Source organism: Paenibacillus sp. BIHB 4019 (assembly GCF_002741035.1).
GTDB lineage: Bacteria > Bacillota > Bacilli > Paenibacillales > Paenibacillaceae > Pristimantibacillus.
On record NZ_CP016808.1, the window covers coordinates 5,563,299 to 5,588,419 of the forward strand.

17 protein-coding genes are annotated in these 25,121 nt (G+C 52.9%); all 17 read left to right on the forward strand.

Annotated elements, in window-relative coordinates; translation table 11 throughout:
* The first annotated feature begins 103 nt into the window (after window positions 1–103).
* The 17 genes from BBD42_RS24300 to BBD42_RS24380 all read left to right on the forward strand — a co-directional run bounded on the left by BBD42_RS24300 (window position 104) and on the right by BBD42_RS24380 (window position 25,105).
* Window positions 104–1,519, forward strand: coding sequence for an FAD-linked oxidase C-terminal domain-containing protein (locus tag BBD42_RS24300; RefSeq protein ID WP_099521779.1), 1,416 nt, complete (start codon window positions 104–106; stop codon window positions 1,517–1,519).
* Window positions 1,512–2,888 carry a (Fe-S)-binding protein gene (locus BBD42_RS24305; protein WP_099520244.1) on the forward strand — a complete coding sequence of 459 codons (1,377 nt, stop codon included), beginning with the start codon at window positions 1,512–1,514 and terminating at the stop codon, window positions 2,886–2,888. The genes BBD42_RS24300 and BBD42_RS24305 overlap by 8 nt, the downstream gene beginning before the upstream one ends.
* Window positions 2,889–2,974: 86 nt before the next feature.
* Complete coding sequence (locus BBD42_RS24310) at window positions 2,975–5,692, forward strand: glycoside hydrolase family 78 protein (RefSeq protein WP_099520245.1); 2,718 nt, start codon at window positions 2,975–2,977, stop codon at window positions 5,690–5,692.
* A gap of 182 nt (window positions 5,693–5,874) precedes the next feature.
* The gene (locus BBD42_RS24315) at window positions 5,875–7,635 is read left to right on the forward strand and encodes a sensor histidine kinase (protein WP_099520246.1); all 1,761 of its coding nucleotides are present in this window, start codon (window positions 5,875–5,877) and stop codon (window positions 7,633–7,635) included.
* 106 nt (window positions 7,636–7,741) lie between these two features.
* Entirely contained in the window at window positions 7,742–9,097 is a 1,356-nt protein-coding gene (locus BBD42_RS24320) for an ABC transporter substrate-binding protein (RefSeq protein ID WP_099520247.1), read from the forward strand.
* Between the two features lie 167 nt (window positions 9,098–9,264).
* Window positions 9,265–10,134, forward strand: a complete 870-nt coding sequence (locus BBD42_RS24325; protein ID WP_056040622.1) for a carbohydrate ABC transporter permease — start codon at window positions 9,265–9,267, stop codon at window positions 10,132–10,134.
* Window positions 10,131–10,952: a carbohydrate ABC transporter permease gene (locus BBD42_RS24330; protein WP_099520248.1), complete on the forward strand. Its 822-nt coding sequence runs from the start codon at window positions 10,131–10,133 to the stop codon at window positions 10,950–10,952. Before BBD42_RS24325 ends, BBD42_RS24330 begins: the two co-directional genes overlap by 4 nt.
* A 38-nt stretch (window positions 10,953–10,990) precedes the next feature.
* On the forward strand, window positions 10,991–12,685 hold the full coding sequence (locus BBD42_RS24335) for a response regulator transcription factor (RefSeq protein ID WP_099520249.1): 1,695 nt from the start codon (window positions 10,991–10,993) through the stop codon (window positions 12,683–12,685).
* A 21-nt stretch (window positions 12,686–12,706) separates the two neighbouring features.
* A complete protein-coding gene (locus tag BBD42_RS24340; RefSeq protein WP_099520250.1) occupies window positions 12,707–14,431 on the forward strand; it encodes a hypothetical protein in 1,725 nt (574 codons plus the stop codon).
* A gap of 83 nt (window positions 14,432–14,514) precedes the next feature.
* Entirely contained in the window at window positions 14,515–15,183 is a 669-nt protein-coding gene (locus BBD42_RS24345) for an aspartate/glutamate racemase family protein (protein ID WP_099520251.1), read from the forward strand.
* A 67-nt stretch (window positions 15,184–15,250) separates the two neighbouring features.
* Complete coding sequence (locus BBD42_RS24350; protein WP_099520252.1) at window positions 15,251–16,510, forward strand: ribulose-bisphosphate carboxylase large subunit family protein; 1,260 nt, start codon at window positions 15,251–15,253, stop codon at window positions 16,508–16,510.
* A gap of 6 nt (window positions 16,511–16,516) precedes the next feature.
* Window positions 16,517–18,055 carry a four-carbon acid sugar kinase family protein gene (locus BBD42_RS24355; protein WP_237163212.1) on the forward strand — a complete coding sequence of 513 codons (1,539 nt, stop codon included), beginning with the start codon at window positions 16,517–16,519 and terminating at the stop codon, window positions 18,053–18,055.
* Window positions 18,045–21,302, forward strand: coding sequence for a glycoside hydrolase family 2 TIM barrel-domain containing protein (locus BBD42_RS24360; protein ID WP_099520253.1), 3,258 nt, complete (start codon window positions 18,045–18,047; stop codon window positions 21,300–21,302). The genes BBD42_RS24355 and BBD42_RS24360 overlap by 11 nt, the downstream gene beginning before the upstream one ends.
* A 131-nt stretch (window positions 21,303–21,433) precedes the next feature.
* On the forward strand, window positions 21,434–22,471 hold the full coding sequence (locus BBD42_RS24365; RefSeq protein WP_099520254.1) for an ATP-binding cassette domain-containing protein: 1,038 nt from the start codon (window positions 21,434–21,436) through the stop codon (window positions 22,469–22,471).
* Window positions 22,468–23,283, forward strand: a complete 816-nt coding sequence (locus BBD42_RS24370; protein ID WP_099520255.1) for an ABC transporter permease — start codon at window positions 22,468–22,470, stop codon at window positions 23,281–23,283. The genes BBD42_RS24365 and BBD42_RS24370 overlap by 4 nt, the downstream gene beginning before the upstream one ends.
* 68 nt (window positions 23,284–23,351) lie before the next feature.
* The gene (locus BBD42_RS24375) at window positions 23,352–24,026 is read left to right on the forward strand and encodes a response regulator transcription factor (protein ID WP_099520256.1); all 675 of its coding nucleotides are present in this window, start codon (window positions 23,352–23,354) and stop codon (window positions 24,024–24,026) included.
* Window positions 24,023–25,105 carry a HAMP domain-containing sensor histidine kinase gene (locus BBD42_RS24380; RefSeq protein ID WP_481855899.1) on the forward strand — a complete coding sequence of 361 codons (1,083 nt, stop codon included), beginning with the start codon at window positions 24,023–24,025 and terminating at the stop codon, window positions 25,103–25,105. The genes BBD42_RS24375 and BBD42_RS24380 overlap by 4 nt, the downstream gene beginning before the upstream one ends.
* Window positions 25,106–25,121 lie beyond the last annotated feature (16 nt).

The following is a 25,121-nucleotide window of genomic DNA, read 5'->3' on the forward strand; positions in this document are numbered from 1 at the left end:
GTCTATTTTATTGTATACTTTTTTTAATTTAAAGTCATCAGATGACCTGATTAATTAATTGGTTAAGGGATGGAAGCTTTAATTTATGGAAGGGGACATCAATATGCTTCAGCAAACGATCCGACAACAACTGCTTGCTATAGTGGGAAGCGATTTTTATAAAGATGATCCGCAGTCGCTTGTCACCCATTCTTATGATGGGACTCCGATGCTTCAAGCGCTGCCTGACGGCGTTATCTATCCCGCGAATACGGAGCAGGTGAGCGCAATTATGAAAGTGCTGAATACGCATCGCATTCCCGTTATTGGCCGAGGCTCGGGCACGAACTTATGCGGCGGTACGGTTCCTGTAGAGGGTGGCATCGTGATGGTCATGCACCGAATGAATCGCATTTTGGAGGTTGATCTTGAAAATTTGGTAGCCGTCGTGCAGCCGGGGATGATTACGAAAGCTTTTATCGCCCATGTGGAGTCGCTCGGCTTATTTTATCCGCCCGATCCGAGCAGCATGGCGATTTCGACGATTGGCGGCAATATCGCCGAATGCTCCGGCGGGCTGCGCGGGCTGAAATACGGCACAACCAAAGATTACGTCCTTGGCCTTGAGGCTGTGCTGGCAAGCGGCGAAATTATTCGTACCGGCGGCAAGCTGATGAAGGATGTAGCCGGATACGATTTGACCAAGCTGCTCGTCGGCTCGGAAGGGACGCTTGCGATTATTACCGAAGCGACGCTGAAGCTTGTGCCGCCGCCGAAGTTCAAGAAGACGATGCTTGCGATGTACAAGGATTTGTATGGCGCGGCGCGAACCGTTTCCAAAATTATTGAAAACCGCATCATTCCTTCAACGCTCGAATTTCTCGATAATGCGACGGTGCGGGTGGTCGACGACTTTGCCAAGCTTGGCTTGCCGCTTGATATGGAGGCGATTCTGCTCATTGAGCAGGATGGAGAACCTGAAATGGTAGAGCGGGATATTGCCCGGATTGAAGAAATTTGCCGTAGCGAGCAGGCGCATAGCGTCAGCGTCGCTGAAAGTGCGGAGGAAGCGCTCAAGCTGCTGACGGCACGTCGTAGTGCTTTTACCGCATTGGCACGATTAAGGCCAACGACGATTCTTGAGGATGCGACGGTGCCGCGCTCCAAAATTGCCGAAATGGTGCTGGAAATTAACCGGATTGCCCAAAAGCATCAGGTGACCATTTGTACCTTTGGCCACGCGGGCGATGGCAATCTGCATCCTACGGCAACGACTGATGCGCGGGATCAGGAGGAAATTCACCGCGTTGAGGCGGCATTTGAGGAAATTTTCGAGGCAGCCATCCGGCTTGGAGGGACAATTACAGGCGAGCATGGCGTCGGCCTTGTAAAATCCCCTTATCTCGAATGGAAGGTCGGTCCCGCCGGCATCGAAGTGATGAAGGCTGTTAAACAGGCATTCGACCCGCATCAGCTGCTCAATCCCGGCAAAATATTTGCCAAACAGTCACGCAAGAGGGTGGTGCTTCAGCATGGTTAAAACGGAACCAGCATGCAGTACGCCGCGCTCCCCGCAGCTTCAGCTTGCGGGAAAGCTCAAGCTGCGGCTCGATGAGGATCAATTGACGAATTGCATGCGGTGCGGCTTCTGTCTGCCTGCTTGCCCAACGTTTCGTGAAACGGGCATTGAAGCGGAATCGCCGCGCGGCCGCATCGCATTGATGAAAGCGGTTACCGATGGTTTAATGCTGCCCGACCAGTCCTTTGAGGAGCAGATGAGCCATTGTCTCGGCTGCCGTGCCTGCGAGCCTGCTTGTCCGGCAGATGTGAAATATGGCCAGCTCATTGAGCAGACGAGGGAGGCGATTGAAGAGCATACCGATAGCCACCGGTGGTGGGTGAAGCCGTTGCGGCAGGTGGTGTTCAAGCAGCTTTTCCCTCATCAGAAGCGAGTGCGTCTGCTCGGCGGTGCGATGCAGTTGTATCAGCAATCCGGGCTTCGCAAGCTGGCGCGCAGCTCTGGCGTTATGAAGCTGCTGCCGGCGCATTTGGGCGAGATGGAGAAGGTGCTGCCGGATGCCTCAAGCAAAGGCATCGTCCAGAAAATCGGCAGCCATCATCCGGCCAAAGGGATGAAAATTGCTACAGTAGGCATGTTCCGCGGCTGCCTCATGGATATGCTGTTCACGGAAACGAACATCAAGACGGTGGAGCTGCTGACGGAAGCTGGCTTTGAGGTCATCATACCGGATACGCAGGCTTGCTGCGGAGCGCTTCACGCACATAGCGGGGAGACGGAGGATGCCCGGTTACTAGCGAGGAGGAACATTGCCGCTTTTCAGGCTGCTGGTGTGGATTATATCGTATCCAACGCGGGCGGCTGCGGGGCTATCTTAACGGAATACGATCATTTGCTGCATGAGGATGAGCAGTGGCGGGAAGGTGCGGTGTGGCTGGCGAAGCGTGTGGTGGATATTAGCGATTTGCTAATCCGCTCCGGCAAGCTTGCTGCCGCCCAGGCGAAGGAACAGCCGATTCGGATTACGTATCAGGATTCCTGCCATTTGCGCAATGTGATGCGTTCTGCTGATGCCCCGCGGAAGCTGCTGCGAGAAGTAAGCGGTGCTGAGTATGTGGAAATGTTCGAAGCTGACCGCTGCTGCGGTTCGGCGGGCACCTACAATATTGTTCAGCCGGAATTGGCAGCCGGGCTGCTGGAACACAAAATGGAGCACGCCAATGCGACAAAGGCCCATTATTTGCTCACAAGCAATCCTGGCTGCCTGCTCCAAATGAAGCTCGGCGTGGCCAAGCATGGGGATGGCCAAATGCAGGTGCAGCATATCGTTGATTTTCTGCATGAGCGTTTGGTTCATAACAGTCCAGAGACAGGACAGGAGCAACCATAAGAATGAAGCATGAGAAGCAAACAGAAGGAAACGTGTGAAGCGATAAAACGTGTAAATCGATAAAAATTGCGGGAGGCTGAAATTTAATGGCATTAACCATTGAAGATTGCAAAACGGAATATATGACGAATCCGCTCGGTATTGAAGCGGCTAAGCCGCGCTTGTTCTGGAAGCTGTGCTCGGAGGAGCGCTCCGTCCGCCAAACGGCGTATCAAGTGCTTGTCGCTTCTTCCGAAGAACGGCTGGCCGCAAATGATGGCGATCGCTGGGATAGTGGAAAAACACAATCGAGCGAGTCGATTCAGGTGGAATATGGCGGCAGCCCGCTTGAGGCGGAAGCCGAATGCTTCTGGAAGGTGCGCGTGTGGGACAATTATGGGCGCGTATCGGCATGGAGCGAGCCAGCCTACTGGACGGCAGGCTTGCTGCACCGGGCAGCGTACCGGGGAAAATGGATTGGCCGCAAGCATGATGAGGGGGCAGCAGGCAGACAGCCATCGCCGCATCTGCGCAAGCCATTCGCCTTGGGCGGCAAGGTGCGACGCGCAACGGCTTATGCGACCGCGCTCGGCTTGTTCGAGCTGTATGTTAATGGGCAGCGGGTGGGGGATTATTTTGCCCCCGGCTTTACCGATTACAATGTCCGCTCGCAGGTGCAGGCTTACGATATTACGCCGCTGCTGCAAGAAGGCGATAACGCCTTTGGCGTCATTATTGGAGAGGGCTGGTATGCAGGCACGGTCGGTTTTCTAGGTGAAAAGGTTTATGGGGAACGTCCGTTTTTTATGATGCAGGTTAATGTGGAGTATGAAGACGGCACAGAGCAGAGCATCGCAACCGATCATACGTGGAAGGTGGGCAAAGGTCCTATTTTATATTCCGATTTTATTATGGGCGAAGCTTATGATGCACGGCTTGAAATGGCGGGCTGGTCGGAAGCGGGCTTTGATGACAGCCTGTGGGAGGAGCCGGATGTCCGTCCTGGCTATAACGGGATGCTGGTGGCGTCTAACGAACCGCCGATTAAAGTAATGAAGACGATTAGTCCGGTTCGGATGGAGCGGACAGCGAGCGGCAGCTATATTTTTGATATGGGGCAAAATATGGTCGGCTGGACGGAGCTTCGCGTTAGCGGAGAGAGCGGCACAACGGTCACGATCAGCCATGCGGAAATGCTCAGTCCTGATGGCTCGCTGTATTTGGAAAATTTGCGCGTTGCTGTTCAGCAGGAGCATTATACGCTTAAAGGCGAAGGGCTGGAATGCTATGAGCCGCATTTTACATTCCATGGCTTTCGTTATGTGGAGCTGATTGGTTTTCCCGGAGAAGCCACTCTGGATACGATTGTAGGCAAGGTCGTTTACTCAGACACCCCGGAGACCGGACATTTAGAAACGTCGAATGCGATGGTTAATCAGCTGTTTTCCAACATTACGTGGGGGCAGCGCGGCAACTTTTTGTCGGTACCGACCGATTGCCCTCAGCGCGATGAGCGGCTTGGCTGGACGGGGGATGCGCAAATATTTGCGCGTACAGCCTCGTACAATATGGACGTGGCAAGGTTTTTCAATAAATTTATGTGGGATATGATTGATTGCCAGCAGCCGTCGGGCGCTTTCACCGATGTGGCGCCGGATGCAGGCTGGATTCGCTATAAAAACTGGAGCACGCGCCTGAACTGGTATGCGCCGGATAACGCAGGCTGGGGCGATGCGGGCGTCATTATCCCTTGGACGCTGTATTTAATGTATGGGGATGTGCGCATTTTGGAAACGCATTATGAGGCGATGAGCAGATGGGTCGATTATTTGCACGCAACGACCGATGAGCTTGTAAGGCCGAACTATGCCAACTATGGCGACTGGCTGTCCATTGATGCGGATACGCCAAACGAGGTGCTGGCAACTGCTTATTTTGCCTACAGCACGAAGGTGCTTGGATTGATTGCCGGCGTGCTGGGCAAGGAGGACGATGTTCACCGGCTGGAGCAGCTGTTTCAGGGCATTGCCGCAGCATTCCGCCGTGCTTTTGTAACGGAGGAGGGCTGTATCCATGGGGAGACGCAGACGGTATATGTGCTTGCGCTGCAATTTGGCCTGCTGACGGAGGAGCTGCGGTTAAAGGCAGTAGACCATCTCACAGCGGATATTGCCAGCCGCGGCAACCGCTTGACGACAGGCTTCCTTGGCGTTGGTTATTTGCTGCCCGCGCTGTCGGATAACGGCCGCCTTGACGTAGCCTACCAATTGCTGACGCAGGAAGCTTTTCCATCGTGGATGTACTCCATCAAGCATGGAGCGACGACCATTTGGGAGCGCTGGGATGGCTGGACGGAGGAAAATGGCTTCCAGACGCCGCAGATGAATTCATTCAATCATTATTCGCTAGGCTCGGTTGGAGAGTGGATGTTCCGCTATATGGCAGGCATTGAAGCAGACAAGGGAGCACCTGCCTTCCGTCATGCCATTATACGTCCCCAGCCGGGCGGCGGCCTTTCTTTTGTGAAATCCCATTTTGCTTCGTTATATGGAAAAATCGAAGTAGACTGGCAAATCGATAAATCCGGCGAGTTCCAACTTAACGTAATCATTCCCGCTAATACGACGGCATCGGTTTACATTCCTGGGACGGTCCATACGATTGATGGAGCATCTGTTGGCACGCTTGAAGACCCTTCAACGGACCAATTCCCAACGAGTTCTTCTGGCAAGCACCATGTTAAGCTGATTGAAGCCTTGGGCAGCCAAACGGTGCTGGAAATCGGCTCTGGCTCCTACTGCTTCGCCAGTCAGGTCAAAGTCTAGCCAAGTCTGCTAATAAAAAGGAGCAAATGGATTCGCCCAAAGCCGTCTCGCATCAGAGAAGCGGCTTTGGGCTTTTTAAGCTAGTCACTATTTGGTATAGGTTCGGCCCGTCCGATTCGTTATAATAACAATAAAACATGATGGCCTGAGGGGGAATTGTTATTCGGCTGCGCAATGAGCTGTTGCTGAGCTACTTTATTATTATTTTGGTGTGTATTACGCTGGTCGGCTCGGTATCCTTCTATATTTCCTACAAAACGATGGCAAGCCAAGCGGAGGCTGCCAGCCTGCTGCTTGTCCAGCAAATTGAAAAAAATATGGACAATGATTTTCACAGCAAGCGCAATCTGCTGCTGGCCTCCTACAATGAGCAAAGCTATATTGACGGCGTTAACCGTTACACCGAGCTTAGCGATCGCGAACGTTTCTTGTTCCGGCAAAAAATCGGCGATTTGTATTTGAAAAGCTTTAATGTAACGCCAATCCGTGATTTTTTGCGTTTTCAAATTTATTATAGCAACGGCGAGCTGCTTAGCTCCTCGGATGAGAGCGGACAGCATAACCCGGCGAAGGTGCGGGGATCGGAATGGTTCCGCCAGACGGTGGCGAAGGATGGCGAAGTGTTTTACAGCGGCTTCATCCCGGAAGCAGACCGGACCGTTGATGGAGAAACGGCCTATTTTTCCTCTATTATGATTCGCGATTTTTCCAATCCCGAGCAATTTATTTTAGTGCGAGCCGAATATCGTGCTGAGCTGTTCAACAGCATTGGCCGCAACGATGGCCTTTCGCCAAACAGCAGCATCGTCATTCTTGACGAAGGCAATCGGCTTGTTTATGCGTCAGGTGACGCGCAGCGTTATGCCGGAGGGAAGGAACTGACAAGCCGTATTAGTGGCAGCCAGGGCAAGTTTTGGCTCAGCCTGGATGGAGAAGAGCGGTTAGTGTCCTATACGAATTCCGCTTATTCAAATTGGAAGGCCGTGCTTGTCGTGCCGAAGCATGATATTTTTGGCGCATTAGACATCATTAAGACGACCGTTATTGTTACCGCTTTCATTGCCTTTGCGATTACGCTGATTATTTCGATACTGTTCGGGCAGCGGATTACGAAGCCGATTCTGGACTTGTACAAAACGGTTAACCGCATTAAACGCGGCGACTTTTCGGTGCGCGTCGAGGTGCGCCGCAATGATGAAATCGGCAGAATCGGGATGAACTTTAATGCGATGCAGGATGAGCTGCAAAATTTGATTGAGACGCGGTATGTGAATCAGATTAAGCTGCAGGAGGCGCAGCTTGCCATGCTTTATTCGCAGATCAATCCGCATTTTCTGTACAATACGCTCGACAGCATCCGGGCGATGTCCGACTATTACCAAGTGCAGGAAATTAGTGAAATGGCGCAGTCGCTCGCTGATATTTTTCGCTACAATACGAAAAACAAGGATGAAATCGTCACGCTGCAGGAGGAGCTTGTCCAAATTGAAGCCTATATGAACATTCAGCGCATACGCTTTGAAGACAAAATTTCCTTTGAACAGCAAATCGATGACGACCTATACAGCTTTCCGATGCTCAAAATGACGCTCCAGCCGCTCGTTGAAAATGCCGTATTCCACGGTATTGAACGCAAGCGCGGCAAAGGTACAATAGCTATAATCGTCAGCAGAGAGGGCGGCAGCATTACGCTCACCGTCAAAGACGACGGGGTAGGCATATCCGACAAGCATTTGGCCGATATCAGAAGCAGCTTGAAGCCTCCGCTGCAACAAAGCGAAGGAATGGTCTCAGATACGCGCAGCGGCATTGGGGTGCAAAATGTTTATTCCCGTTATCGAATTCGTTATGGCGACCGCTTTGAATTTTATATTAACAGCCGTAAAGGTGCAGGAACCGAAATTAAGCTCCTTATTCCCGAACAAGTGGAAGCGCATTCATAAAAGTCGGAATTTTCAACATTAGAAGTCAAAATCGTGTACAGAAGACCGGGAAGCGCTTTCAATATAATAAAGGTGCAGGTAATTATGAAGGAGAGGGTGTCTTATCATGAGAAAGATGAAAGCGGTTTACCTCACAATGGCGCTGATGCTGGGAGCATTTTCGCTAGCGGCTTGCGGCAGCAGCAACGGCAGCACGAATACCCCAGAGGGAACAGCTACAGCAGGCAGCTCAGCCGAAGCGTCCGCGCAGCCGTCAGCAAAGCCCGTTACGCTGACCTTTCTGATTCCGAATACGGAGGATGTCACGCCTTACAATCTTATCTTCAAAGAATTTGAAGCGAAGACAGGCAATAAAGTCGAGGTGCAAGCGCTGCCGGGCGGCGACTATGACAATATGCTGAAAACCCGCTTCTCGACGGGAGATTTCCCTGACGTATTCCTCATGCAGCCGGGCACGAAGCAATATGTAAAGCTCAGAGCCGATGAGACGCTGTACGAATGGTCCGGCGAGGCTGGGGTTTGGGACAATGTCATCGATACGATTGTAGACTTCCAAAAGGATACGGCTGGCAAAGCCTATGGCGTGCCATTCGGCAAAACCGGCATGATGGGCGTCTTTTACAATAAGGATGTATTTGAAAAAGCGGGCGTTGCCGCTCCAACAAATTACGCGAATTTAATTGAAATCGCTAAAAAGCTGAAGGGCGATGGCGTAACGCCGTTTTATGAAGGGGTAAAAGATGGCTGGCCGACGCAAGTGTTTTATTTGACCGGATGGGTAAGCCAGGTAGATCAGGAAATTGGCGACGAAGGCGTGCAGAAGCTGAACGTCAATCAGCTGAAGCTGTCGGACATCGCGGCGCTGAAGGACCTTTTTGTAAAATCGAAGGAAATTAAGGATCTCGGCTTGTTCCAGAAAAATACGCTCTCCGGCACATTCGACGAGCTGCAAAACGAGCTGGGCGAAGGCAAGGTAGCGATGGCCTTTATGCTGGACGGCATTTTGCCGCAGCTTGAGAAGAAATTTGGCAAAGATTTTGTAACGAATAAAATCGGCTTCTTCCCATTCCCGACTGCAACAGATACGGGTACAGCTATGATTACGCCTCCGAACCAGCTGATGGTGCCGTCGAAGGCGAAAAATCTGGAGGCAGCCAAAGAATTGGTTAAATTTATGATTTCGAAGGAAAGCGTCAATATCTTCTACCAAAGCCAGCCGGGCATTCCGGTGTTCAAGGATGCAACGAGCGAGCTGTACCCGATGCAGCAGACGGTTAAAGACTATATTGATCAAGGCAAATCGAAGGTTAATGTTCAGAACCGCCTGACGGCATCGTTTTTGGACTTGGGCAAAATTCTGCAAAACTTCCACATCACAGGCGACGTGGACACCGCGATTAAAGAGATGGATGCTAACTATGTGAAGGACGGCAACTCGAAGCGTCTTGAAGGCTTTGAATAAATAAGCTGAGCAAAAAATAAAGGACAGAGACGGCAGCAGGGCAAGCCGAAGCTGTTAATTACCGGACGGGACAGGTGCTGCGGGCGAGGCCAGCAAGACGATCAAGGAGATCGAGGCGTCGCCCCGCCATCCCGGCCAAACAGGACAGGAGCAGGAGGGCAAGCCCTATGGAGAGAAGCAAATATCCGTTATATTTTTCATTTCCGGCAGTCATCGTATTTTTATTGTTTTTCATTACGCCAACCATTATCGGTATCTATTACAGCTTTACCGACTGGAATATTAACGCCGATGCAATTAAGTTTATTGGACTTGAAAATTACAAGGAGCTGTTTAACGAGCCCCGCCTGAAGCAGGCTTTTATAAACACCCTTATTTTCGCCGCCGCCGTTACGCTGCTGCAAAATGCAGTTGGCCTCGCCTTGGCGCTATTGTTGAATGAAAAGCTGAAGCTGCGCAATCTGCTTCGGATGATCTTTTTTATGCCGTATGTTATTGCTCCGCTCGTCATCGGTTACATTTTCCGGGCGATTTATCATCCGGAGCATGGCATCGTCAACCAGTTTTTCGGGCTGCTGGGCATGGATTTTATGGTCCAGGATTGGCTGAACGATCCGCGCTTCGCGCTGTTCACCGTCATTATGACCGATATTTGGCGGGTAGCTGGCTTTTCGATGGTCGTGTATTTAGCGGGCTTGCAGTTCATTCCGAAGGATTTAACGGAGAGCGCATCCATTGATGGGGCGAATTATTGGACGCGGTTCAAGCATGTTGTTTTTCCGCTGCTCGCTCCGGCGTTCACGGTTAATGTGCTGCTGGCGATGATTGGCTCGATGAAGGTGTTCGAAATCGTCATGGTGCTGACCGAAGGCGGTCCGGGCTATACGACGGAAGTATTTTACACGTACATCCGCAATACGTTCAGCTCAGGTGAAATGGGCTATGCGACGGCGATCAACATGCTGTTGTTCGTGCTGGTCACGCTTGTCGGCATTCCGGTATTGCTGGCGATGAAGAAGAGGGAGGTGGAAATGTGAGAAGCCGAAAATATTCGCCTTTGCTGCTAGAGCTGCTCGCGATCTGCCTCGCCCTGCTCATACTTATTCCGTTTTTTATGATATTTATTAACTCGTTTAAGGATATCCGCGAGTCGGCGCTGTTCGGGCTGTCGCTGCCAAGCAACTGGGTGTTCAGCAATTATGAAGAGGTATTTAATCAGGATAATCTACTGCGTGGCTTCAAAAATAGCTTCCTGCTGTCGGCGCTCGTCGTCGTCAGTGTCAATTTTTTCGCTTCGATGGCTGCGTTTGTCATCCAGCGGCGCGGCGGGAAGTTTTTGCAAGGCGTCTATCTTGCCTTCATTATGGGGCTGATTGTCCCGGTATCGATCATTCCGACGATTCGGCTAATGGATTTGCTGCACATTAAAGGCAGCTACTTAAGCATCATTATGTACTATACAGCGGTGCTGCTGCCGTTTGCTGTCTTTCTGCTTGTCGGGTTTATTAAATCGGTGCCGCGCGAGCTGGATGAGGCGGCGATTTTGGAAGGCTGCGGCTACTTCCGGCTATATTTTAAAATTATTTTGCCGCTCATCAGCACGGTGCTTGTTACCGTCTCGATCGTCGTCATTGTGTCGGTATGGAATGACTTTTTCGGCCCGTTTTATTTGGTCACGGACAGCACGAAATGGACGATTGTGCTGCAAGTATTTAACTTTGTTACGCTGTACAGCACGAACTGGGGCGTTGTATTTGCCTTTATGATCGTCGTCATTACACCGGTGCTGATCATTTATTTGTTCCTGCAGCGCTACATTATTGACGGTCTGACGGCAGGCTCTGTGAAAGGCTAAGCAAATAAAAGAGGGCATCCGTAAGGGGGGCGAGGGTTATGCGCAAGGTCATGGTTGTGGACGATGAACGCTGGATACGGCGGGGACTTATTCAAATGATTCCATGGGAGGAGCTGGGGCTTGAGCTTGCCTGTGAAGCGGTTGACGGCGAAGAAGGCTACGAGCTGGCGCTGCTGCATAAGCCCGACCTGCTGTTCCTTGATATGCGCATGCCCGGCTTTGACGGCAAGGAGCTGCTTGGCCTGCTGGCCGAATCACTGCCGGACGTTGTGACGATCGTCGTCAGCGGCTATTCGGATTTCGAATATACGAAGGAAGCCATCCGCCATAAGGCGTTTGATTATTTGCTCAAGCCGCTTAAGCGGGAGGAGCTGATTACGGTGCTTGGCAAGGCGCTGGCGGTGCTGGATGAACGAGATAGGCGGCAAGAGCAGCAGCATCGGGACAGCCGGAGAAACTGGCTGCTGGACGTTTTGCTGCGCGGCGAACAGGCTGCACAGAGTCAGAACCAAGCAAATGCTCCGTCCCAGGCGGCAGGCATTATACAGACAAATACAGCTTTAAGGACGGAGTGTTTGCCTGAGCTTCCAGGAGAGGGCTCAGGCAATAAAGCGCTGCTGCTGCTCGCTCAGCCTGACTATTATACAGAGCAGGCTGGCATTCAAGAGGCAGCTGGGAAAATAGAGCGGTCGCTGCAGCAAAGCCAGCCCTTTTATTTTGATGGAGGCTGGTCGTTTGTTGCAGCCGCATCCCCTGTCAACCTCGGCGAAATAGCCATTTGCTTGTTTGGCAGCCGCTTCGAGCCTGTGGAGATACAGCGGCTTGCGATTTTGCTTCAAGGCATGCTGCATGAGGAGACGGGCACAAGCTACAGCATGATCGCTGGGAGCAAGCCTTGTCTTGCCAACCAGCTTCCAGCTGTCTACAGCAAGCTCCAGCAGCGTCTGGATGGGAGGCAGCTGGGAGAAATGGCGATCATGGGATTCGTGGAGTGTGCATTTGAGCTGGAGGAGAAGCCGAGTAAGCAACAGCAGCATTTGCCTATAGGTGCTGCAAATGCCGATTTTTATCCGGCGGAGCTGGAGCAAGCGTTTCTCGTGCAGCTGCAGCTTGGCAACGTGGAGCAGATGAAGGCGGAATTCAACCGTTTTTTCACAGCGCTTGCAGCCCCGTCGCGGACGGTGGATGGGCTGCGGCGCAGCGCCTCCATGCTGGTGCATGCACTGGAGCGGCAGCTTCAAGCGGCGGACACAAGCCTCGAGCAGCTGAGCGGGAAAAGCGCGCTCGCCTACATGGAGCTGATCCGGCTGCGCAAAGACCATGTATCGGTTAAGCGGCTGTTCGAGGAGCAAATATTGCCCGCTGTTGCTGCCCGGCGCGGCAGCAGCCAAGGGCGGCATGGCGAGCAGCTGGTCCGTGAACTCCAAAAGCTGATCGAGCTGCATTATGACCAGCCGCTTAGCCTGCCGCAAATCGCGGAAAGCCGCTTTTTGAATGCCGATTATGTAGGCCGGTTGTTTAAAAAAACGACGGGCAGCAATTTTGTCGATTATTTAACCGAATACCGGATTGCGAAGGCGACCGAGCTGATGCGTTATCCGCAATATAAAAATTACGAAATAGCGGAGCTTGTCGGTTATGAGGATTACCGTTATTTCAGTCAAATTTTCAAAAAGAAAACCGGGCAAACGATTGGCGAATACCGCGGCGCAGCTGGAAAAACGCCGCAATAAACGATAGGGGAGAGACTTGCGATGCAAACGAGACAAATACCAGATACGCTGACCCTTGCGGACAGAGCCGGACATGCGATGAATGCGATAGTTGGAATGGCAGACCGCGACTACAACGATATCCCTTTTTTTGCTGCAAACCTGATGAAGGAGCCAGCTAATTTGACACATGGGGATTGGGACTATGGCTCATCTCATGGTCGAATGGTGGACGGGATGATTTTGGCCCGCCATATGTCGGGGGAAACGTTTGGCAAGGAGACGGAGGAGAAATATCGTGCGAATCTGCTCTCTTTTTTCAAGGAGGATGGTCTTAGCTATCGCCAGACGAACCCGAATTTCAACTGGGAGCCGAATGCGAATCTAATCGATCAGCGTGCGGTCATTTTATCGCTGACGAGCTGGTTTATGGAGACGGGTGATTCGTTGGTGAAGGAGGCGGCAGATAACCATGTTGCGGCGCTTAAACGGATTGCGATTAAGGAGCGCGATGTGTGGTTTTATCCGGCGTCGGAATATAAGGAAGGCGGCTGGCCTTCGTCCAATGGTATCATGCTTCGTCTTGCGCCGGATCCGGCTGCCTTCTGCGGACGGCTCGTTATGCCGCTGCTGAAATACCATGAGCTTACAGGCAATGCGGATGCGTTCGAGCTGTGCCAGTTTTTCACCGCGCTCATCGTGCAGCGCAGCGGCGTGTTTAACGCCGACGGCAGCTTTAACGATGCGCTCGCTTATCGCAGCGGACATTTTCATACGAGGCTCGGCACGCTTGATGCGTTGGCGCGGTTTGGCGTATTTACAGGGGATGCGGCGCTGCTCAGCTTTGTGGAAAAAAGCTACGCTTGGGCGGTTACCCAATGTACCGCCTTTGGCTGGACGCCGGGCGACATGAAGGAGCAGGCCTACGAGCATGAAACATGCTCGCTGGTCGATCTAATCGCCACGGGCATTACGCTCGCGCAAAGCGGCTATACCCGTTACTGGGGCGTGACCGAGCGTTATATTCGCAATCACCTTACCGAATCGCAGCTGCTCGATATGGACTGGGTGAAGGAAACGGAAGACCGATCCGGCAACATTCCTGGACTTATTACGCATGAAAATATTGCAAAGCGGACGCGGGGCGCTTTTGCCGGCTACTCGGCGCCGAATGATTTTTGCTGCAACGTCAACCATGGGCGGGGACATACGAATGATTTGCAAATTTGCTGCCTCGGCTCGGGCACGCGCGGGCTGTTCATGGGCTGGAGCAACACCGTTACTGAGAAAAAGGGTACGGTCAGCGTCAATTTCCTGCTCAATCGCAGCTCGGCATGGCTCGATGTCGACAGCTATTTGCCGCATGAAGGCAAGCTGGTGCTGCATATCCACCGCGATATTCCGCGCTTGCAGGTACGCATTCCCGAATGGGCGGGCTTCGCGAAGGTAGCCTTTACCCGCGAGCTGAACGGCAGCACGGAGCAGGGCAAAGGCAGCGAGCCGAGCCGCTGGGTGAATGAATGCTTCCTGCTGCTTGGCGCAGCATCCGCTGGAGAAACCATTACGATTACATTCCCGCTTTCGCGCCGCCAGACGGTTGAAACTGCAATCGGGCAAACGTTCATAACCCAGTGGCAAGGCGATGATGTCATTGGCATTTCTCCGGAAGGGGAGCATCATCCGTTCTACAGCGGCCGAGAGGTGCATGATAAAGCGCCGATGCGCGAAGCCAGCATGCGGCGAGTGGAGAACGAACTGGTCTGGTAGCACAGCTAGTCTACTAGTCTGTCAATTCTATAGAGCAGGTTAAAGTACAGGTTCAATAATTGTTCGAATGGGAGGCTGGGAGTATGACAACGGTAGTTGCGGTTTACACCGGACAAGGGCTTGCTGATCCGCTGAAGGCTGTGTTTCAGGAGGTGCTGCCGGGCGTGCGGCTGGTCAACATTATTGATGACAGCCTGATCGGCGATGTCGTCAAGGCGGGGCATATTCCAGCGGGAGTGAGCAAGCGGCTGACGCAATATTTTCAGCATGGGGAGGAGCTGGGGGCGGATATTATTCTGAATACCTGCTCCTCAGTTGGCGAAGTGGCTGATGCTGTGCGGGGACAGCTTGGCATTCCGCTCGTTAAAATCGATGAGGCGATGACGGCCAAGGCGGCGGCCGAATACGACGCAATTGCGGTGCTGGCCACGCTGCCTTCAACTCTGGAACCGACGATGCGATTTTTGGCAAAGCAGGCGGAGGCCATTGGGAAAGAGGTCTCCATCTTGAATGGTCTCGCAGTCGGAGCCTTCGATGCGCTGGTAGGAGGAAACCCGGCGGAGCATGACCGCATTTTGCTGGAGACGGCGCTTGCGGTTAGCGATAAAGCGGATGCCATCGTATTGGCCCAAGGATCAATGGCTCGGATGGAGGGAGCTATACGGGAGGCGACAGGCAAGCCGGTGCTATCCAGCCCGCGGCTTGCTGCCGAGCAAATTAAAGAGATGCTGGCAGAGCGAGGGCTGCTTTAGCCGCAATGATTTTAGCAATAACAGCTACAGCAAGGGACAAAGGCATATTTAGCGGGAGGGAAATAGCGTGGAACAAGAAAGAGTGACGGCTGTCTATTTGATAGAGACACCTTATACGCTGGAACGTGCTGCCGAGGTGATTGCGGGCGAGCAATCAACGGGCACCTTTACAGCGGTGCCAGGTGAGACGGATCAGCTGAAGGAGCGGCATGGGGCGCGAATTGAACAAATTGTCGAGCTTCCGCCTGTGCCTGCTCCGACGCTGCCGGGCTCCAAAACGCCGCTGGGTCATGACGGTCTTTATCGGCGCGGAGAGGTAACGGTTTCCTTTCCGCTGCACAATTTTGGGCCGTCCATTCCGAATTTAATGTCTGCAATTGCCGGCAATTTGTTCGAGCTGCAGGAATTGTCCGGACTGAGGCTAGTCGATTTGGAGCTGCCGGAAGCATTCGCAGCAAGGTACCCCGGCCCGAAGTTTGGCATCGCGGGTACTCGTGAGCTAACCGGCGTGTATGACCGTCCGATTATGGGGACGATTGTCAAGCCGAGCATCGGGCTTCCCATGGCTGACCTCCAGCAGATGATTATGGACGTTTCGGCTGCGGGGCTTGATTTTATAAAGGATGATGAACTGAATGCTAATGGAACCTATGCTCCTCTTGCACAGCGGGTAAGTGCAGTCATGGATGCCGTCAACCGGGCGGCTGATGCAACAGGCAAAAAAATCATGTACGCCTTCAATATTACCGGTGATATCGATGAAATGGAGCGTGGGCATGAACTGGTCGTCAAGGCAGGCGGCAACTGTGTCATGGTCAGCATAATGAGCGTCGGATTGGCGGGGCTTGCCCACTTGAGCAAATACAGCGAGGTGCCGATTCACGGCCATCGCAATCAGTGGGGCATGATGACGCGCTGCCCGCTGCTGGGCTTCGCTTTTCCAGCTTATCAGAAGCTGTGCCGTCTGGCAGGAGCCGACCATCTGCATGTGAACGGTCTGGACAGCAAATTTTATGAAAGCAACAGCTCGGTTGTCAGCTCCATTCGCGCTTGTTTGAAGCCCATGTATGGCGGCTATGGGACGATGCCTGTCGTATCCTCGGCACAATGGGCAGGGACTGCTCCGGCTACTTATGAAGCAACAGGGACGGTAGATGTGATGCATTTGGCTGGCGGCGGCATTTTGGCCCATCCGGGAGGGGCGGCGGCTGGCTTTGCAAGCATGAAGCAGGGCTGGGAAGCTGCTGTTCAAGGCATTCCGCTCGCGGAGTATGCAAGTCGGCATCCGGAGCTGCAGCAGGCTATAGCAAAATACGGAAAGGGCTGAGCGGGGATGGACAGAGCGGGATTAACGCATAAGCCAAACGATTGTGACACTAGCTTCAGCGACAGCGGCGGAAAGATGCCATCCAGCGTAGGCACTATGGGGGACACCGGGCGGCGCCAGCAGGAGGCATGCTCGGATAGCTCCGGTGATCGGCTCCCGGCATCGCAGCGCCTGCTCAGCTACTATGGCGACGATTTCACCGGTTCTACCGATGTGCTGGAAGCACTGTTCCGAGCGGGCCTGCGGGCAGCGTTATTTCTGGAGCCGCCAAGCGAGCAGCTGCTTGCTAGCAAATTTGCAGATTTAGAAGCCATTGGAGTAGCGGGCATTGGCCGCTCGCTGACGCCGGATGAGGCGGAGCGCGAGCTGCGTCCGGTACTGGAGCAGCTGCGAAAAATAGGGGCAGCCATTACGCATTACAAAATATGCTCGACATTCGATTCCTCCGCTGAAGTTGGCAGCATCGGCAAGGCAGCGGAAATTGGCCGCTCCGTGTTCGGTCCTGGCTATATTCCGATATTAGCGGGGGTTCCTTATTTAGGCCGCTATACGTTGTTCGGCAACCATTTTGCAGCGGCAGGCGGCGAGACGTATCGGCTTGACCGCCATCCAACGATGTCGCGCCATCCGATTACGCCGATGGCGGAAGCGGATTTGCGCCAGCATTTGGCCCAGCAGACGGAGTTAAAGACGGCGCTGATGGATATTTTGGCGCTGGAGGGAGACATGTTCGAAGTGGGCGAACGGCTCGCTAAACGGGTAGAACGCGAGCAGCCTGATCTCGTGCTGTTTGATGTGCTCGACGAAGCTAGGCTGGCAGCGGCTGGACAGCTGATTTGGGAGGAAGCCCAGCAGCGCGACGGCTTGTTTGCCATTGGCTCTTCTGGCGTGGAGTATGCGCTCGGGGCTTGCTGGCGCAAGCTTGGTTTGCTGCAGGAGCAGCCGGAAATTAGCGCTGCTTCTGCCACAGAAGTTGAACGTCTGCTCGTAGTGTCGGGAAGCTGCTCGCCAGTTACAGAGCAGCAAATCAAGGCAGCGCTGGCAGCAGGCTTTGCAGGCATTCGCGTTCCGGCAGAGGAGCTGCTGGACGGGAAGAAAGGCGCGGCTGCGAGACAGCGGCTGCTGAAAGAAGCTCGGGAGAAGCTGGCAGATGGGCGCAGCCTGCTGCTTTATTCAGCAGAAGGAGTGGACGATCCAGGCATTCCGCGTTTCCGGGAAACGCTTGCTTCGCAGGGCTATGGGCCTGAGCAAAGCAGCCGCTTATTAGGCGCTTTGCTTGGAGCGCTGGCGCGGGAGCTGATTATCGACGAGCAGCTTACACGCATCGTCATCGCTGGCGGGGATACGTCTGGTTATGTTACGCGCGGCTTGGGTATCTATGCACTGGAATGCGTGGCTGCACTAACGCCGGGAGCGCCGTTATGCCGAGCTTTCTCGGAGGAGTCTTCACTGGATGGGCTGGAGCTGGTGCTGAAGGGTGGACAAATCGGCGAACGGGATTTTTTCGCACGGATGAAGCAAGGGAGGGCAGCATATGCCGAATGAAAACGAGCAACTGCCAGATTATTGCAATTTAAACGTGCTGGAGCGCGGTTCATTGCCCCCACGCAGCGAGCTAATTCCATTTGACAATCCGGCAGCGGCGCTGCGCGGCGACCGAGAAGAATCGCCTTATTACAAGCTGCTCAGCGGTCATTGGCGTTTTCGCTATTTTGAATCGCCGCTGCATGGTCCAGCGGGCAGCCATTTGGATGCTTGCGATGATATGGGTTGGGATAAAATTCCCGTTCCCTCCAATTGGCAAATGCACGGGTACGGACAGCCCCATTACAGCAGCTGTCCTTATCCATTTCCGCTTGACCCTCCACATATTCCACTGCTCAATGCAACTGGCTGCTATCGTACCAGCTTTACCGTTCCAGAGCATTGGGAAAAGCGCCAAATTCGCCTCGTATTTGGCGGAGTTGATTCAGCCTTCCATGTGTGGCTGAATGGCGAGCTGGTCGGATACAGCCAGGGAAGCCACCATATGACAGAGTTTGATATTTCCCGCCTCATCCGTCCCGGTTCTAATTTGCTTGCGGTTCGCGTCTACCAATGGTGCGAGGGAAGCTATTTGGAGTCGCAGGACAAATGGCGGCTAAGCGGCATATTTCGCGATGTTTATTTAACGGCACAGGCCGCTGTCACGATTGAGGATGTTCTGGTGCGAACTGTTTTTGTCCCCGATTCTGCCTATCGGGAGGCGAGCTTGAGCTTGCAAATGACGCTCGCTCAAAGCAGTCTCTTGAGAAGGGCGGCGGAATCCGCCAACTTGATCGATTATACAGATGGAGAAGGCTTCCGTTTAGGCGTCGCCTTGTTAGATGCGGACGGAGAAACCGTTGCAGAGCAATCGTTCAATGCGAGCAATCCAGACGCTTCTTGCCATTCGGATGCACAGGGAACAGGCAGCTATCCAACGTCCGATTTGCTTACAGACCTCAAAACGATTTCCGCCGAGATTCCTGTTTCGAGGCCCCAGCTATGGACAGCAGAAACGCCTTATTTGTATGCGCTGTTGTTGACGATATATGGGCCGGATGGAGAGATAGCGGAGGTGAAGCGGCTTTCGGTTGGCTTTAGGCATATTCAAATTGAAAAAGGCAAGCTGCTCATTAATGGACAATCTATCGTTATCCAAGGCGTCAACCGCAACGAATTCCATCCGCAATTAGGGTATGTCACGACGCCTGAAGCGATGCTGAAGGATATAAGGCTGATGAAGCAGCATAACATTAATACGGTCCGGCTGTCCCATTATCCGAACGACTCGCGCTGGCTCGATTTATGCGACCAATTTGGCTTGTACGTTATAAACGAAGCGGATTTGGAGACGCATGGGTTTCATTTTATGGGCGACGAATCTTATTTGAGCAAACATCCCGACTGGCGGGAGGCGTATTTACATCGTGCGCAGAAAATGGTTGGACGCGATAAAAATCATCCTTCTATCATCGTATGGTCGCTTGGCAATGAGTCAGGCTACGGTGAAAATCATGATGCGATGGCGGAGTGGATACGCAGCGCCGATCCGACCCGGCCGATACAGTACGAGCGGGCTTATGAAGCCGCAGTCGTTGACATCGTCAGCTCCATGTACCCTTCGGTCGACATGCTCATAGAAGAAGGCAGGAAGCCGGATGAACGCCCTTATCTCATGGTCGAGTTCGGTCATGCCATGGGCAATTCCACGGGCAATTTGCAGGAATATTGGGATGCGGTGTACGAATATCCACGACTGCTGGGCGGCCTTATTTGGGAATGGTCAGATATGGGCATTTTACAGCAAAACGACAGCGAACCAGCGTTTTACGCCTATGGCGGCGACTTTGGCGATGCCCCGCATAGCGGACCATTTTGCATGGATGGGCTGCTGTTTCCAGACAGAAGCGTGAAAGCGTCCCTGCTGGAATACAAGAAGATCATTCAGCCGGTGAAAATAAAGCCGGACCCCGCCCAGCTTGGCCGGGTTCACTTTAGTAATCGCTACAGCTTTTTGTCGCTGGAGCATTTGAAAGGGCATTGGCAGCTGCTGCGAAGCGGCATGGCGATTGCGCAAGGCGAGCTTGCACGCTTGCATACGCTGCCGGGCGGGGAAGAGGCGCTAATCATTCCTCTGCCTTCGGAGCAATTGAAGGAAAAGGGCGAGTATGCGCTGCATATCTGCTTTACAGAACGTAATAGCAGCTTGTGGTGTGATGCTGGCCATGAGACAGCTTGGGCCGATTTGCTGTTTGAGGAGGCGGGTTGGTCCCCGCAGGAAAATGCTACAGCGTATCATGTTAATGCTGAGTTTTCTAGTACTGTTCGTCTAACGGCACCCGATGCTTCCGAAGGGATTCCCATGCACATGCATCCTCAGTATCAAAATTTGCAGCGGGAAGACGGCAAGCTTGTATACCGCATAAGCGGAAACGGGTTTCAAGTAGACATCGATCAAATGACAGGCACAATTAGCAATTGGCTTTATCACGGCGATGAGCTGCTGCTTGCAGGCCCACAGTTGCAGCTATGGCGCGCCCCGCTGGACAACGATGTCCATTTGGCGAAAGAATGGGTGAAAGCCGGTTATGACCGGCTCCAATGGCAGCTGCGCCGATTGTCAATAACTGCTGGCAACAATGGCAGCGTTATAGCAACAGCTGACGCAATTATTGGGGCAAAAGGCGAGCCAGCAGCTTTCCGCAGCAGGATGGTCCACCAAATGAATGCCGACGGCTCCATAGGCGTGGAGACCACGCTTGAACCGCTTGGAAGCGAGCTGCCGCCGCTTCCGCGTTTTGGCCTTGAGCTGCGTCTCCTCGACGGCTATGACCAGTTTAGCTGGTATGGCAGAGGCCCTCATGAATGTTACGCCGACCGCAAAGAAAGCGGCAAGCTCGGTATTTACTCCGGCACGGTAGCAGAGCAATTTGTCCCCTATGTGAAGCCCCAGGAAAACGGCAATAAGTGCGATGTGCGCTGGGCGAAGCTTAAGGATGGGCAAGGTGCTGGAATCGGCATTACGGGCAGCGAGCTGCTTCACATTAGCGTCCACCATTATTCCACGGAGGATATGTCGCGCACCAGCCACGTGCATAAGCTGACTAGGCTGCCAGAAACGATCGTCAAAATCGACGCCAAGCAAAGCGGCCTCGGCAATCATAGCTGCGGCTACGCGCCAACGCTCGATGCTTATTTAATAAAGCCGCAGCCGATGAGGCTGTCCATTATGCTTTTTCCGTTAACGAACACTGCACTAAAAAAATAAGGGAAAGGCCGATCCGGTAGCCGGATCGGCTTTTTTTTGCCATTCGATGCCCTTTATGCAATTTGGTTCACATTCAGTTCATAAACGAGGATTAACATCCATCTATAAACCGTTACAGGGAGGCACTACTAATGACAGTAAATGATCGATACAAAGAAGAGCTATGGAAAAATAGCGGGGAGTGGGCGGTTGAAGCACGTGGGCTTGTGAAGACATTCGGCAATAACCGCGCAGTGGATGGCGTAGATTTGAACGTGCGGGCCGGAACCATCTATGGTGTGCTTGGCCCGAATGGAGCAGGCAAAACAACGACCATCAGAATGCTGGCTACGCTATTGCGCCCCGATGCTGGCTCGGCACGCATTTTCGGGTACGATGCAGCGAAGGACCCGCAAATCGTGCGGCAATTGATCGGGGTGACAGGCCAATACGCCTCCGTCGACGAAGCGCTCAGCGCTACGGAAAATTTGGTCATCTTTTCCCGGCTGCTAGGTCTTGGGCGGGCAGAGGCGCGGCATAGGACGGAGGAGCTGTTGGAGGAATTCGGGCTGACGGAAGCCGCAAAACGTCCACTAAAGCATTTTTCCGGGGGCATGCGGCGCCGATTGGATTTGGCAGCCAGCCTCATCGCACAGCCGCCGCTTATTTTTCTCGATGAACCGACGACAGGACTTGATCCGCGTACACGTACGCAAATGTGGGATACGATCCGCCGGCTGGTGAAAACCGGTTCAACGGTGCTGTTAACGACGCAATACCTGGATGAGGCTGATCAGCTGGCTGACCGAATTGCGGTCATTGATCGCGGTCAGGTCGTTGCCGAAGGGACGGTCGATGAGCTCAAAACATCAGTCGGCACCTCCTCGCTGCAGCTAAAACTCCAAAATCCGCAGGACATCGCGGCTACTCGCCAAATGGTGGAACGAGTGTTTAGGGTCGAGTCTGTTGTATCAGCGGAAAATGCAAAAATTACGGCGCCGCTGGCGGATGTCGACAAAGTTACCGACCTGCTTGTAGCACTTCGGGACGCGGGCATTTATTTGGCGGAGATGAGCGTACAGAAGCCTACACTAGACGAGGTATTTTTGACCATTACAGGCCATGGCGTGAAAGATAGCCTTTCATCGCCATCCGATCAATCAAATAAAAAAGAGGGGGCAGCCGTATGAAAAGCGCGTCCATCCAAACACGTCATACTCGCCAGTTGAAGAAACATACAAGCTTGGGACAATCGATCCGCAACTCGCTCACGATGGCCTACCGGGGATTATTAAAAATCAGGCGCACACCGGAGCAATTATTTGACGTTACGCTTCAGCCCATTATTTTCACATTGATGTTTGCTTATATTTTTGGCGGTGCCATCTCAGGAAATGTCGTTGATTATTTGCCGGTTATCATTCCTGGTATTTTGGTGCAAACCGTAATTACGACGTCGATTGTCACGGGTGTTCAGCTGCGGGAAGATATGGATAAAGGCGTATTTGACCGCTTCAAGTCCCTTCCGATTGCCCGAATTGCTCCACTTGCGGGAGCTCTGCTGGCCGATACGGTTCGTTATACGATTGCGACTGCATTAACCTTTTCCATGGGCTATATTTTGGGATATCAACCTGATGGCGGCTTAGGATTCGTCGTTATTGCGGCCCTTCTTGTCATCATATGCGCTTGGGCGATTAGCTGGATCTTTGCTTTTTTTGGCGTCATTTCCCGTACTGCATCCAGCGTTCAGGGGATCTCGATGATTGTGTTGTTTCCGCTCACCTTTGTGTCCAACGCTTTTGTGCCGGTTGAGACCATGCCAGGCTGGCTCCAGTGGTTTTCAAGCATCAATCCGGTTTCCCATTTGGTGAGTGCGGTACGGGAGCTTGCCAACAACGGTGCAATTGGCGCAGATTTTGTATTTTCGCTAGTCGGCGCAGCCGTCATTGTCGCGATCTTTGCTCCACTGACGGTAAGTGCTTATATGCGCCGGACCTAGAGGCTAAGGCGTCCAGGTTTACGGAATTCGTGAAAGGTTGATAAAATAGGATAAAGGCGGTGAACGGGATGACCCGAATATTAGTCGTTGATGATGATCCGCATATCCGAGAATTAATTGGTCATTTTTTGCGGCAGGAAGGCTTTGAGGTCGCTCATGCCGTAGATGGCCTGGATGCGCTGCGGATGCTTGCCGAGGTAAAGGCGGATATGGTGATCCTGGATATTATGATGCCAGGCATGGACGGGTGGGAGCTGTGCCGCAAGCTGCGGGAGCAGACGGACCTGCCGCTGCTGATGCTGACGGCCAAAGGCGAAGCGTCTCAGATCGTAAAGGGCTTTACGCTAGGAACAGACGACTATCTGGTGAAGCCATTTGATCCATCCGTGCTTGTCGCCCGCGTGAAGTCTTTATTCAGGCGATACCGGATTCAATCCTCGCAAGCGGTCATAATAGGCAATGTGACGCTGCGCCGCGATACGTTCGAGTGCCGCGTTGGGGAACAAGATTTAACCTTGCCGCTTAAAGAGTTCGAGCTGCTGTTTAAGCTCGCCAGCTATCCCCGCAAGACGTTCACGCGCGATCAGCTGATTGAGCAGATTTGGGGCTTCGATTATGAGGGCGACGAGAGGACCGTCGATGTGCATGTAAAACGGCTGAGGGAGCGGTTTCCAGAGGAGCAGCATGGCTTTCGCATCAGCACGATCCGGGGATTAGGCTACCGGCTGGAGGTGCAGGCGTGAACCAGAAGCCGAGCCTCCTCCATCTGGCGATGAATTTTACGATTGCCCTGTCGGCATTGCTCGCCTGCTGGATCATTTCTTTTTATATTACAAAGTCCGTTTTTTCGGCAGTGGCATGGGCCCCGCATGACTTGCTAAATTTTCTCATAAATGCGGTGCTCGGTTTTTGTATCTTTGGGGTGGGCATCGCCATTGTAGGCAAGTTTTTTCGGCAGAGGGAGCATTACTTTCTGGACGACATGCTTGAAGCGTTAAAACGTATTTCACAAGGCGACTTTCGCGTCAATTTGGAGTGGGAATTCGGCAGAAACAATGAACAGCAGCAGCATCCCTATGTGCAGCTTATTGACAGCATCAATAGCATGGCAGCCAATTTGAAGGAGATGGAGGAGCTTCGGCAGGAGTTCATCTCGAACGTATCGCATGAAATCGGCTCGCCGCTTACATCGATCAGCGGATTTGCCAAGGCGCTGAAGAATGATAAGCTGGATGTAGAGCAGCGGCAGCGGTATTTGACCATAATCGAAACGGAATGCTTCCGTTTATCGAAGCTTAGCGATAATCTGCTGAAGCTGGCCGTTCTGGATTCGGAGAGGCAACCGTTCCATCCGACCACTTATCGGCTGGATAAGCAGCTTGTATCGCTTATTCTCGCTTGTGAGCCGCAGTGGGAGGAGAAGAAAATCGAGATGAGCGTGGAAGCAGACGAACTGGAGATCAGCGCGGACGAGGACCTGATGAGTCAAGTTTGGCTGAACCTCATTCATAATGGCATTAAGTTTACGCCTGAAAGCGGGAAAATAACGATTTCCCTCTCGCGTACCGCGGAGCACGCGGTCGTCTGCATCGCAGATACGGGGCCGGGAATTGACGAGCAGGATTACACGCGTATTTTCGAACGTTTTTATAAAGCGGATAAATCACGTGTCCGTGCCGTAGGAGGCAGCGGCCTCGGGCTGTCCATTGCCCATAAAATTATGGAGCTCCATCGCGGCTCAATAGCTGTGCGCAGCAGGCTGGGAGAAGGGGCTGAATTTACCGTTTCTTTGCCACTGCCATTAGATCGTGTTAAAGCTTAAATGAATAGGGTAAAAA

Coding starts and splice junctions, on each gene's coding strand:
- BBD42_RS24300 (WP_099521779.1), top strand. CDS start 104: ATGCTTCAGCAAACGATCCGACAACAACTGCTTGCTATAGTGGGAAGC.
- BBD42_RS24365 (WP_099520254.1), top strand. CDS start 21,434: ATGACAGTAAATGATCGATACAAAGAAGAGCTATGGAAAAATAGCGGG.
- BBD42_RS24325 (WP_056040622.1), top strand. CDS start 9,265: ATGGAGAGAAGCAAATATCCGTTATATTTTTCATTTCCGGCAGTCATC.
- BBD42_RS24375 (WP_099520256.1), top strand. CDS start 23,352: ATGACCCGAATATTAGTCGTTGATGATGATCCGCATATCCGAGAATTA.
- BBD42_RS24340 (WP_099520250.1), top strand. CDS start 12,707: ATGCAAACGAGACAAATACCAGATACGCTGACCCTTGCGGACAGAGCC.
- BBD42_RS24360 (WP_099520253.1), top strand. CDS start 18,045: ATGCCGAATGAAAACGAGCAACTGCCAGATTATTGCAATTTAAACGTG.
- BBD42_RS24335 (WP_099520249.1), top strand. CDS start 10,991: ATGCGCAAGGTCATGGTTGTGGACGATGAACGCTGGATACGGCGGGGA.
- BBD42_RS24370 (WP_099520255.1), top strand. CDS start 22,468: ATGAAAAGCGCGTCCATCCAAACACGTCATACTCGCCAGTTGAAGAAA.
- BBD42_RS24310 (WP_099520245.1), top strand. CDS start 2,975: ATGGCATTAACCATTGAAGATTGCAAAACGGAATATATGACGAATCCG.
- BBD42_RS24355 (WP_237163212.1), top strand. CDS start 16,517: ATGGACAGAGCGGGATTAACGCATAAGCCAAACGATTGTGACACTAGC.
- BBD42_RS24345 (WP_099520251.1), top strand. CDS start 14,515: ATGACAACGGTAGTTGCGGTTTACACCGGACAAGGGCTTGCTGATCCG.
- BBD42_RS24305 (WP_099520244.1), top strand. CDS start 1,512: ATGGTTAAAACGGAACCAGCATGCAGTACGCCGCGCTCCCCGCAGCTT.
- BBD42_RS24320 (WP_099520247.1), top strand. CDS start 7,742: ATGAGAAAGATGAAAGCGGTTTACCTCACAATGGCGCTGATGCTGGGA.